The sequence below is a fragment of the Streptomyces acidicola genome (genome assembly GCF_009377235.1).
In the GTDB taxonomy this organism is placed as follows: Bacteria; Actinomycetota; Actinomycetes; order Streptomycetales; family Streptomycetaceae; genus Streptomyces; species Streptomyces acidicola.
This window is the reverse complement of the sequence record NZ_VMNX01000281.1, coordinates 1-11,380: the sequence shown is the minus strand read 5'-3', so window position 1 is coordinate 11,380 and position 11,380 is coordinate 1. Positions and strand designations below refer to the sequence as shown.

The window sequence follows — 11,380 nt, the reverse complement described above, 5'->3', positions numbered from 1 at the left end:
CCCCTCCCCGGAGCCTTCCCCGTCGCCCATCCCGAAGCCCCCGGGCCCCGAGCCGGTACCGGAGCCCGAACCGGGTCCACCGCTTTCCTGAACCGCTTGCCCGACCGCATGCGGGGATCGCGACGACCCAGCCGAACGATCATCCCCTGAACAGCCCGATGGCCCGGCGAGGCACACACCACGCCGGGCCATCTCAAGCCCTCGAACGGGCACGGGGCACTGTCATCGTCCTTATTACCCGCGTGCTTCGAACGGCGACTCCAGCGGAGCGCCTACGCTTCGACCTCCGACCGGTCCCCGCTCCACAGCGTGTGGAACGACCCCGCCCGGTCCGTCCTGCGATACGTGTGCGCCCCGAAGAAGTCCCGCTGCCCCTGGGTCAGCGCGGCGGGCAGCCGCTCCGCGCGCAGCGCGTCGTAGTACGCGAGCGCCGCCGCGAAGCCCGGCGTCGGCACGCCCTGCCGGGTCGCCGCGACGAGCACCTCACGCCAGTCGTCCTGCGCGGCCGCGATCTCCTGTGCGAACGTCTGGTCCGACAGCAGGCTCGGCAGATCCGGCCGGGTGTCGTACGCGGCACGGATACGGTCCAGGAAGGCCGCGCGGATGATGCAGCCGCCGCGCCAGATGGAGGCGACCTTGCCGAGGTCGATGTTCCAGTCGTACTCCTCGGTGGCCGCGGTGATCTCGTGGAAGCCCTGCGTGTACGACACGATCTTCGACGCGTACAGCGCCTGCTCCACCCGGTCCGCGAAGGCGGCCGCCTCGGCCGCGCTCAGCGCCGCGGGCTTCGGACCGGCGAGTCCGCGGGAGGCCTCGCGCAGCGTGGTGTGGCCCGAGAGCGAGCGCGCGAACACCGCCTCCGCGATCCCGGACACCGGCACGCCGAGATCCAGCGCGATCTGCACGGTCCAGCGGCCCGTGCCCTTCTGCTCGGCCTGGTCCTGGACGACGTCCACGAACGGTTTGCCCGTCGCCGAGTCCACGTGGGCCAGTACCTCGGCCGTGATCTCGATCAGGTACGAGTCCAGACGGCCGGTGTTCCAGGTGCGGAAGATCTCGGCGATCTGCGCGGGGGTGTAGCCCGCCACGTCGCGCAGCAGCTGGTACGCCTCGCCGATCAGCTGCATGTCCGCGTACTCGATGCCGTTGTGCACCATCTTCACGAAGTGACCGGCGCCGTCCGGGCCCACGTGCGTCACACAGGGCGCCCCGTCCGCCGCCTTCGCGGAGATCTTCTCCAGCATCGGGCCGAGCGAGTCGTACGACTCGGCCGGGCCGCCCGGCATGATGCTCGGCCCGTTCAGCGCGCCCTCCTCACCGCCGGAGATGCCCGCGCCCACGAAGTGGATGCCCTGTTCGCGCAGCGCGGCCTCGCGGCGGCGGGTGTCGGCGAAGTGGGCGTTGCCCCCGTCGATGATCATGTCGCCGGGTTCCAGGAGCGGGGCGAACTCCTCGATCACCGCGTCGGTCGGGCCGCCCGCCTTCACCATCACGACCAGGCGTCGCGGACGCTCCAGCGCCGCCACGAAGTCCTTGGCGGTCTCGGCCGCGATGAAGTCGCCCTCGTGCCCGTGCTCCTTCACCAGCGCCTGGGTGCGCGACGCGGTGCGGTTGTGCACGGCGACCGTGTAACCGTTGCGCGCGAAGTTGCGGGCGAGGTTGCTCCCCATGACCGCGAGACCCGTGACGCCGATCTGGGCTGTTGTGCTCATTCCGTTGGCTCCTAATGGATCCTGGTATCGGTGGTGCTGGTAGGTCCTGATATCGGTGTGCCGTTCGTGCCCGTCAGTATCGCCTGCCGGACCGTCCCTTTTGCCATCCTGACGTGCTGTGGCGCCGATCGCACCGTGCGGCCTGACGCGCATGATTACGCAGGGAAGGCCCCACCTTCCTCAACGGCCCTCCGAACCCGTGTCACTTACCCGCCAGTTGGCGCGACATGGCGGCTGATTGCCGTCTTGTCATGGCCTGTTCCCAGCCCTTACTTTTGCGGCCTCTGGCATATGTGAGGGGGCATCTCGATGGCCGTACGCGGTCGGCACCGCCGGTACCAGCCGAACAGGATCAACCGGGCCTCGCTCACCGTCACAGCCGGTGGCGCGGGCATGGCGATCCCCCTCATCGGCACCGGCGTCGCGGACGCCGCCGACGTGAGCACCTGGAACAAGGTCGCGGCCTGCGAGTCCACCAACAACTGGAGCATCAACACCGGCAACGGCTACTACGGTGGGCTTCAGTTCAGCCAGTCGACCTGGGAGGCGTACGGCGGCACGGCCTACGCGGCGCGTGCCGACCTGGCCACCAAGGACCAGCAGATCGCCATCGCCGAGAAGGTCCTGGGGGGCCAGGGCCCCGGAGCCTGGCCGGTGTGCTCGACGCGCGCGGGCCTCACCAGGGGCGGCGACACGCCGGACATCAACCCCGCGAGTGCCTCGACCTCGACCGCCGAGCAGCAGAAGCGCACGATCCGCGACGTCACCCCGCAGACCACGCCCCAGTCCCGGGCGGGCAGCACGGAGATGTACACCGTCGTACGCGGCGACACGCTCTCCGGGATCGCCGACTCCCGCGAGGTCCGCGGCGGCTGGCAGAAGCTGTACGCGGGCAACCGCAAGACCATCGGCACCGACCCGGACCTGATCGTTCCGGGCCAGCGGCTGAACCTGCGTGCCGACGCGCCCGCAGGCAACTCCTCGCCCCAGCGGGCCTCTTCCGGCCACAGCAAGGCCACCGAGGACAAGAGGCCGGAGAAGGCCCCGGAGAAGACGCAGGACAAGAGGCCCGAGAAGACCGAGGACAAGAAGGCGGAGAAGCGCGAGAAGCCCGAGAAGAAGGCGTCCGTCTCCTTCGCCGCCCCCGTGGACGCCTCGTCGGGCACCCCCTACCGCGCCGCGGGCTCCTCCTGGTCGAAGGGCTACCACACGGGCCTCGACTTCCCCGTGCCCACCGGTACCACCGTGAAGTCGGTGGCCGCGGGCGAGGTCGTCAGCTCGGGCTGGGGCGGCTCGTTCGGCTACCAGGTGGTCATCCGGCACAGCGACGGCCGCTACACCCAGTACGCCCATCTGTCGGCCATCTCCGTGAAGTCCGGACAGAACGTGAGCGCAGGCCAGCGGATCGGCCGCTCCGGGTCCACCGGCAACAGCACGGGCCCGCACCTGCACTTCGAGGTGCGGACGGGGCCCGGCTTCGGCAGCGACGTCGATCCGGTCGCGTATCTGAGGGCCGGCGGGGTCCGGGTCTGACCCCTGCCCCCGGCAGACGGACAGCCGGGGGACGGCTCAGGACGTGACCCGGGTGCGGGGCCGCCGGTCGAGGAGCGGCATCGGCACGTACGGGCCGCCGTAGAAGGGGCCGTACGAGTGCGGCGGGTCGTCGGACCGGTCCAGTCCGTCGTAGGCCTCCTCCTGGGGCACCAGCGTGGGGGCCGGTATGAGGACCTCCCGCACCTCGTCGTGCACCGGGGCGCCGGGCTGCTCGGGCAGCGCCGTGGCCAGCAGCTCCTCGACGGGGTCCGGACCGGCCGGAACACCGACCCGCGCCACGTCGGCTCCGGCTGGTGCCGTGGCGTCCACCGGCTCGGACCGCGTGTTCGCGATCCGCTCCGTGGTCAGCAGGATCAGGCCACCGGCGGCGACGACACCGCAGCCCAGCGCCAGCACGGTACCCGTCGTGCCGTGGCGGAAGGTCTCGCCGAACATCGTGATGCCGACCGCGGCCGCCACCACCGGGTTCACCACGGTCAGCGTGGCGAGCGGCGCCGCGAGGCCGGCGCCACGGTAGGAGGCCTGCGACAGCAGCATGCCGGCCGTCGCGAGGACGCCTATCACCGCAAGTGACGGCACATCGGCGAGGGAGACACCGCCGGTCCAGTCGACCGCGACCGTCTTCGTGAACACCGACGCCATGCCGAACGCGGCACCCGCCGCGACCGCGAGGAGGATGCCGCGCACCGCCGGGTGCCGGTGCGCCGCACGCGCGGCCACCATCAGCGTCACCACGGCGCCGCCCGTGGCCAGGGCCACGACCACACGCTGGGTGCCGTCCAGGGACTGCGCATCCGACGCGCCGACCAGCGCCAGCAGGCCCGCGAGACCGACCGTGGACATGAGCGCACCCCGCCATGCCGTCGCCCCGGCCCTGCGGCCCACGAAGAGCGCGGCCATCGGCAGCGCGAACACGATGGTCAGCGCGCCCAGCGGCTGCACCAGGCTCAGCGGGCCGTAGGCCAGCGCGATCACGTGCAGCAGTCCACCGAGGCCGTTCAGCGCGACGGCCGCCCACCAACTCGGCCTGCGCAGCGGCGCGTAGGACTCGTCGGGCGAGGACACCGCGACCCGCTCCTGCACGATCGCCCCGCCCGCGTAGGCCACGGCGGAGACGAACGACAGCAGCACGGACAACGCGAGGGCACTCATGAGCTGCTCCTCGGCGAGCGGCGGGGACTCTCGGCCCGGCGCGGCGAACGGTCGGCTTCCATGGTTACAACGATGCCTCGCGAAGACGTTCGCGTCGTCGTACCTGAGCACTCATTGCGTCCTACTGCCGATGGAGTAGGACGGCCTGATCGTCATCCCCCAGACGGGTGGCCCCCTGCTCCGTCCTGACGAAAAACACCCCTCCCGGCGAACCCCCTCAGGGGCCCTGATACCACTGCTCCTCGTGGCTCTCGACACCGACCTCACCGCGCTCCGGGCCCTCGGCGGCTTCTTCGCACTGCGCACCGGAGAGCCGCCGAACGGCCCGCTGCCCACCCTCGCCCAGGCGTACACGGCACGGCACACCGGGGGAGACGAGGAGCGTTTCGGGGCTCGCGCGGACCCGCTGGGCTTCCGCGTCCGCAAGGTCGCGGACAGTGTGCGTACGCCCGAGGCACGCGTCGCGGCCTCCCTCACACATCAGGGACTCGTCGCCCGGCTGTGGGCGGTCGCCCTGGGCTCCGCCGCCCTGTACGACCACGTGCCCGACCTCGATCCAGCACTGCTGCGCTGGGACCCGGACGGCGCCGCCCCGGACGAGCTGTGGCTGACCGAGGTGCGCGCCCGGCCGGCCGACGCGATCGGCGAGGTCGTCCGGGAGGGCCATCTCGCCCCGCTGGCGGCCGCCCTGCGCGAGCGGTTCCGTATGTCGGAGCGGCTGCTGCGGGGCAACGCGGGCTCCGCGCTCATGGGCGCCCTGCGCCAGCTCGAACGCTGGTCGGCCGCGGGCGGGCGCCCGGACGTACGGGACCGGGCCCGGGGACTCGCCGCGGACCTCCTCGCACACCCTGGCCTGTCGGACACCCTCGACCCCGCCACCCTGCGGCGCCGCAGCTGCTGCCTCTACTACCGCGTGCCCGGCGGCGGACTGTGCGGCGACTGCTGCTTCGACCGCCCGCCGTCCCGCCACTGAACGCGGGCCACCCGAGGAGTAACGCGGTCTTCCCCAGCCGCCACATCTGGGTGACCATGTGGGAACCAACCGCTGCGACAGGGGGTTCCGGGTGCGAGTCGGCCTGCTGACCCGGGAGTACCCGCCGGACGTGTACGGCGGAGCGGGGGTCCATGTCGAGTTCCTCGCCCGGGAGTTGAGGTCGCTCACCGACCTGGACGTGCACTGCTGGGGCGAGGGCGCCGCGGGCGGAGTCGTCCGCCACCGCCCCTGGCCCGCACTCGACGGCGCCAATGACGCGCTGCGCACCTTCTCCGTGGACCTGTCCGTCGCGGCCGCGCTCAAAGGCCGGGAACTCGTCCACTCGCACACGTGGTACGCGAACCTCGCCGGCCACCTCGGCAAGCTGCTGTACGGCATCCCGCACGTGATGACCGCCCACTCGCTGGAGCCGCTGCGCCCCTGGAAGGCCGAGCAACTCGGTGGCGGGTACGCGCTGTCCAGCTGGGCCGAGCGCACCGCCATCGAAGCCGCCGACGCCGTGATCGCCGTGTCCGGCGCCATGCGCGAGGACATCCTCGGCAGCTACCCGACGCTGCACCCGGACCGGGTCCGCGTCGTGCACAACGGCATCGACACCACTCTCTACCAGCCCGACCAGGGCACGGACGTCCTCGACCGGATCGGCCTCGACACCGGCCGCCCCTACGTCCTGTTCGTCGGCCGGATCACCCGTCAGAAGGGCGTGCCCCATCTGCTGCGCGCGGTACGGGACATCGACCCCGCCGCGCAGGTGGTGCTGTGCGCGGGCGCCCCCGACACCCCGGAGATCGACCAGGAGTTCCGCGCCCTCTTCCAGGAGCTCAGCGCCGTGCGCGAGGGCGTGCACTGGATCCCGCGGATGCTGCCGCGCACGGAGGTCATCCAACTCCTCACGCACGCCACGGTGTTCGTGTGCCCCTCGGTGTACGAGCCGCTGGGCATCGTCAACCTGGAGGCGATGGCCAGCGGGACGGCCGTGGTCGCCTCCCGCGTCGGGGGCATCCCCGAGGTCGTCGAGGACGGAGTGACGGGGCTGCTCGTGCCGACGGGCGACGACTTCGAGGCCCGTCTCACGCGCGCCCTCGACTCGTTGCTCGCCGACCCGGAGACCGCCGCGCGTCTGGGCGCGGCCGGACGGGAGCGCGCGGTACGGGAGTTCGGCTGGGACGCGGTGGCCCGGCGCACTGTCAACCTCTACGAGGAAGTCCTCAAACAGGGGTGACAGGGACAGGCAGAGAGCAGAGCACAGCGGCACAACCGGGCGTAGAGGGGCGGGCGGCATGCGACGCGGTGGACCTTCGGTGCTGGGAATCGTACTGGCGGGCGGCGAGGGCAAACGGCTGATGCCCCTGACCGCCGACCGTGCGAAACCCGCGGTGACCTTCGGCGGAACATACCGGCTCGTCGACTTCGTCCTGTCCAACCTGGTCAACGCGGACATCCTGCGGATCTGTGTGCTGACGCAGTACAAGTCGCACTCGCTGGACCGGCACATCACCACGACGTGGCGGATGTCGAGCCTGCTCGGCAACTACGTCACACCGGTCCCGGCGCAGCAGCGGCTCGGCCCGCGCTGGTACCTCGGCAGCGCGGACGCCATCCTGCAGTCCCTGAACCTGGTCCATGACGAACAGCCCGACTATGTCGCGGTGTTCGGCGCCGACCACGTCTACCGCATGGACCCGCGGCAGATGCTGGCGCAGCACATCGAGGGCGGCGCGGGCGTCACGGTCGCGGGGATACGGGTGCCACGCGCCGAGTCGTCTTCGTTCGGCGTGATCACGCCCGGCTCCGACGGGCAGACCGTCGAACGCTTCCTGGAGAAGCCCGCCGACCCGCCGGGCCTGGCGGACGACCCCGAGCGCGTGTTCGCCTCGATGGGGAACTACATCTTCACCACCAAGACCCTCGTGGAGTCCCTCCAGCGGGACGCCGAGGACCAGAACTCCGTGCACGACATGGGTGGTTCGATCCTGCCCCAGCTCACCGGCCGCGGCGAGGCCCAGCTGTACGACTTCCAAGCCAACCACGTGCCCGGCGAGACCAGCCGCGACCGGGGCTACTGGCGCGACGTCGGCACCCTCGACGCGTACTACGACGCCCACATGGACCTCATCGCCGAGCGCCCCGCCTTCAACCTCTACAACCGCAGCTGGCCCATCTACACCCACTCGGGCCAGCTGTCCCCGGCCCGCTTCAATGCGGGCGGCATGGCCGGCGAGTCGATCATCAGCGCCGGCTGCCTGATCCGCGGTCAGGTGACGCGGTCGGTGCTCTCGCCCGGTGTGGTGGTCGACCCCGGCGCGGTCGTACAGGGCTCGGTGCTGCACGACAACGTCCACGTCGGGCGGGGCGCGGTGGTGCGCGGCGCCGTCCTCGACAAGGGCGTCCAGGTGCCGCCGGGCGCGACGATCGGCGTCAACCCCGAGCGGGACGCCGAGTTGTACACGGTCTCCAAGAGCGGCGTGATCGCGCTGGGCAAGGGCCAGATGGTGTCGTAGTTCCTGGACGGGAAGCGGAATCCGTGTTGTCATGCCAACTGCTGTACGTGACAACGTTGTACCGCTGAGAACTGAGCACCGAGCCGCCACCCATCCTCACCCCTAGGGGGGATCCGTGCGCATCAGACGACTCAGAAACCGACTCGCGTCACCGCTCGTGTTACTCCTTGCGGTCGCACTCGGTATCGCGGGACTCACCGCCGCACCGACCGCGACCGCCGCCGACGACCCCGCCGAGGTCCAGGGTCTGAAGGGCGAGTACTACACGCACTCCGCCCCGGGCGTCTTCGACTTCAACGAGCTGAAGGCCACCCGCTTCGAACCGAACCTCGACTTCGACAACCTGGAGCCGCGCCTGGCGGCCACCGCCGGACAGTCGGACGACGTCAGCGTCCGCTGGACCGGAAAGATCGTTCCGGAGAAGACCGGACCCCACACCTTCTCGATCATCGCGGACAACGGCTTCCGGCTCTGGATCGACGGAAAAATCGCCATCGACCACTGGGTCGACGACTGGGACCGCGAACAGACCGCCCAGCCCATCGAGCTGACCGCCGGCCAGGCCTACGACATCAAGGTCGAGTACTTCGAGCACTACGGCGGCTCCAACTTCCACCTGCGCTGGACCCCGCCGGGCGGCAGCAAGGGACCCGTCCCGCAGTCCGCGTTCCGCCTGCCCGACGGCTTCGACTACGACGGCGCCGTCGCGGCCACGGTCCTGAGTGACGGCCGCACGATGAAGCTGGACTTCGCACAGGACCTCGCCGCACCCCAAGCCGGGTTCACCGACCACGTCACCGCGGTGATCGGCGGAGCCGAGTGGCCCCTGGGCGCCGCCACGCCGGACCCCGCCGACCCGAAGGCCCTGCTCGTCGCTCTCAAGGAGCCCGTGGTCGGTAACAAGAGCGGCACGGCGCGCGGGGCCACCGACCTCCACTACGACGGCCGGGGCGGACTCACAGGCGCCGACGGCAACGTTGTCAAGGAGTTCTGGAGCAGCGGCCCCAACCGCTCCACCTACGAACTGCGCACCCGCTGGGCCGACGACGTGGGACCGGACAGCGCCCTCCCGGAGTACCCCCGGCCCCAGCTGACGCGCGACGCCTGGCAGAACCTCAACGGGCGCTGGCAGTTCGCGGCGGCCGAGGCGGGCGAGCAGCCGCCCGTCGGCCGGACCCTCAAGGAGAGGATCCTCGTCCCGTACCCGGTGGAGTCCCAGCTCTCCGGCATCCAGCGGCACGAGGACCGTATGTGGTACCGCCGCACTTTCACGGTTCCCCGTGACTGGCACATCGGTTCCGGCAAGCGGCTGCGGCTGAACTTCGGTGCCGTGGACTGGCAGTCCGAGGTGTACGTCAACGGCACCAAGGTCGCCGAACACAAGGGCGGTTACGACAAGTTCAGCGCCGACGTCACCGACGCGCTGAAGCCCGGCCGCACCCAGGAGCTCATCGTCGGCGTCTACGACCCGACCGACGCCGCGAACGGCGAGAACCCGCCGCTCGGCAAGCAGCGCCTGGACCCGAGCGGCATCTGGTACACGCCGTCGTCCGGCATCTGGCAGACGGTGTGGATGGAGCCGGTCGCACCCGACCATGTGGACTCCCTCAAACTCGTACCGGACGCGGAGAGCGGCCGGCTCACCGTCGAGCCCAAGGGGGTGCGTGACGGCGTGCCCGTCACGGCGACAGCGTACGACCGCGGGCGAAAGGTCGCCACGGCGAGCGGCCGCACCGGCACTGAGCTGACCCTGGCGATCCGTGACCCGCACCTGTGGTCGCCCGACGACCCGTTCCTGTACGACCTGAAGGTGAGCGTGGGCGCCGACCGGGTCGGCAGCTACTTCGGCATGCGGTCCGTCGCCGTCGAGAAGGTGAACGGCACCCCGCGCACCCTCCTCAACGGCGAACCCGTCTTCATGATGGCCACGCTCGACCAGGGCTTCTGGCCCGACGGTCTGCACACCGCCCCGACCGACGAGGCGCTCGCGTACGACCTGAAGGCGCACAAGGAGCTCGGCTTCAACGCCGTGCGCAAGCACATCAAGGTCGAGCCCGACCGCTGGTTCTACTGGGCCGACCGGCTGGGCCTGCTGGTCTGGCAGGACATGCCCGCGATGACCGCGGGGGTGAATCCGAGCCCCGCGGCCCGTGCCGAGTACGAGCGCGAGATGAAGGAGATGATCGACGAGCACATCAGCAGCCCGTCGGTCGTCATGTGGGTCACCTTCAACGAGGGCTGGGGCCAGTACGACATTGGCCGCATCGCCGAGCAGGCGAAGGCCTGGGACCCGACGCGGCTGGTCAACGGCCAGTCGGGCCTCAACCTCGGGGCCGACGGCGGCACCGGCGACATCATGGACGAGCACGGCTATCCGAGCCCCGCGCTCCCGCCCCGCCCCGACGGGGAACGGGCACTCGTCAGTGGCGAGTACGGCGGCCTCGGCCTGGCGGTCCCCGGGCACGCCTGGTCCGTCCAGCAGTCGTACGTCGACGTCGACCCGGCGACCTACACCGACGACTACCTCACCAAGCTCGACGAGGTGCGCGCGCTGGCCTGCCGGGGCAGCAACGGTGCCGTCTACACCCAGATAACGGACGTCGAGGGCGAGCTGAACGGCTTCCTGACGTACGACCGTGCGGTCATGAAGCCGGATGTCGGGCGATTGAGGGCCGCGCACGAGGCCCTGATCCGCGACGCGTCCCGTGCCGCTCCGGAGGGATGCCCGGCGCAGTGAGGCCGGCGGATGACACGCGCCCCTGCCCGGTTGGCCCGCGCCCGTACGGGTGGGGTGTGTTTGCAAGGGTGACGTCATCTGTCGTCGCGTGACCACAAGCGCCTCATGAGTCCCGCCCCTTTCGGAGGGGCGGGACTTAATCTGCTGTTAACTGTGCGTAGCTTGATCGTACTTGACCGTAATCGCTTGTCGGCGATTGACTGCTGACTTCCACACTTCGTCGACGCGAGGCAAGCCATTGACTTCCGACGTGCTCGCACCACTCGACCTGGCTTTCTGGAACATCGAGTCCGCACAGCACCCGATGCACCTCGGTGCCCTCGGGGTCTTCGCGGCCCACTCGCCCACCGCCGGCGTCCATGCGGCCGACCTGCTCGCGGCCCGCGCCGCCGCCGTGCCGGGGCTGCGTATGCGAATCCGGGACGTATGGCGGCCGCTCGCGTTCGCACCCTCCTTCCCGACCGCCTTCGGCGGAGCCGTCCGCGAGCCCACCCGGGACTTCGACCCCCTGGACCACGTCAGGCTGCACGCTCCGACCGCGGACTTCCACGCGGTGGCGGGCAGCCTGATGCAGCGCCCGCTGGAGCGTGGGAAGCCACCGTGGGAGGCCCATGTGCTGCCCGGTGAGGACGGCACCTCGTTCGCCGTGCTCTTCAAGTTCCACCACGCCCTGGCCGACGGCCTGCGCGCCCTGACGCTCGCCGCCGCCGTCATGGACCCGATGGACATG

The 11,380-nt window shown here is 70.8% G+C and carries 7 protein-coding genes and 2 pseudogenes; 7 read left to right on the top strand and 2 right to left on the bottom strand.

Going from position 1 to position 11,380, the window contains the following annotated elements:
- Positions 1 to 272: 272 nt before the first annotated feature.
- On the bottom strand, positions 273 to 1,712 hold the full coding sequence (gene gndA / locus FPZ41_RS40470) for an NADP-dependent phosphogluconate dehydrogenase (protein ID WP_152869089.1): 1,440 nt from the start codon (positions 1,710 to 1,712) through the stop codon (positions 273 to 275).
- A 309-nt stretch (positions 1,713 to 2,021) separates the two neighbouring features.
- Here gndA and FPZ41_RS50480 point away from each other — a divergent pair.
- A pseudogene (locus FPZ41_RS50480) lies at positions 2,022 to 2,312 on the top strand (transglycosylase family protein); the annotation flags it as partial.
- Positions 2,313 to 2,471: 159 nt separating this feature from the next.
- Positions 2,472 to 3,245 (top strand): annotated as a pseudogene (locus tag FPZ41_RS50475) (M23 family metallopeptidase); the annotation flags it as partial.
- Between the two features lie 36 nt (positions 3,246 to 3,281).
- On the opposite strand, the gene FPZ41_RS40460 reads toward FPZ41_RS50475, so the two are convergent.
- Positions 3,282 to 4,418 carry a DMT family transporter gene (locus FPZ41_RS40460; protein WP_152869085.1) on the bottom strand — a complete coding sequence of 379 codons (1,137 nt, stop codon included), beginning with the start codon at positions 4,416 to 4,418 and terminating at the stop codon, positions 3,282 to 3,284.
- A gap of 244 nt (positions 4,419 to 4,662) precedes the next feature.
- Here FPZ41_RS40460 and FPZ41_RS40455 point away from each other — a divergent pair, with 244 nt between their 5' ends.
- The 5 genes from FPZ41_RS40455 to FPZ41_RS40435 all read left to right on the top strand — a co-directional run.
- The gene (locus FPZ41_RS40455; RefSeq protein WP_322621345.1) at positions 4,663 to 5,391 is read left to right on the top strand and encodes a (2Fe-2S)-binding protein; all 729 of its coding nucleotides are present in this window, start codon (positions 4,663 to 4,665) and stop codon (positions 5,389 to 5,391) included.
- 91 nt (positions 5,392 to 5,482) lie between these two features.
- Positions 5,483 to 6,634, top strand: coding sequence for a glycogen synthase (gene glgA, locus FPZ41_RS40450; protein WP_322621344.1), 1,152 nt, complete (start codon positions 5,483 to 5,485; stop codon positions 6,632 to 6,634).
- 58 nt (positions 6,635 to 6,692) lie between these two features.
- On the top strand, positions 6,693 to 7,913 hold the full coding sequence (glgC, locus tag FPZ41_RS40445; RefSeq protein WP_152869079.1) for a glucose-1-phosphate adenylyltransferase: 1,221 nt from the start codon (positions 6,693 to 6,695) through the stop codon (positions 7,911 to 7,913).
- 115 nt (positions 7,914 to 8,028) lie between these two features.
- A complete protein-coding gene (locus FPZ41_RS40440) occupies positions 8,029 to 10,650 on the top strand; it encodes a PA14 domain-containing protein (protein WP_322621343.1) in 2,622 nt (873 codons plus the stop codon).
- A gap of 238 nt (positions 10,651 to 10,888) precedes the next feature.
- On the top strand, positions 10,889 to 11,380 hold a 492-nt coding region (locus tag FPZ41_RS40435; protein ID WP_228023320.1), incomplete at its 3' end, for a wax ester/triacylglycerol synthase family O-acyltransferase.

Coding starts and splice junctions, on each gene's coding strand:
- glgC (WP_152869079.1), top strand. CDS start 6,693: ATGCGACGCGGTGGACCTTCGGTGCTGGGAATCGTACTGGCGGGCGGC.
- FPZ41_RS40460 (WP_152869085.1), bottom strand. CDS start 4,418: ATGAGTGCCCTCGCGTTGTCCGTGCTGCTGTCGTTCGTCTCCGCCGTG.
- gndA (WP_152869089.1), bottom strand. CDS start 1,712: ATGAGCACAACAGCCCAGATCGGCGTCACGGGTCTCGCGGTCATGGGG.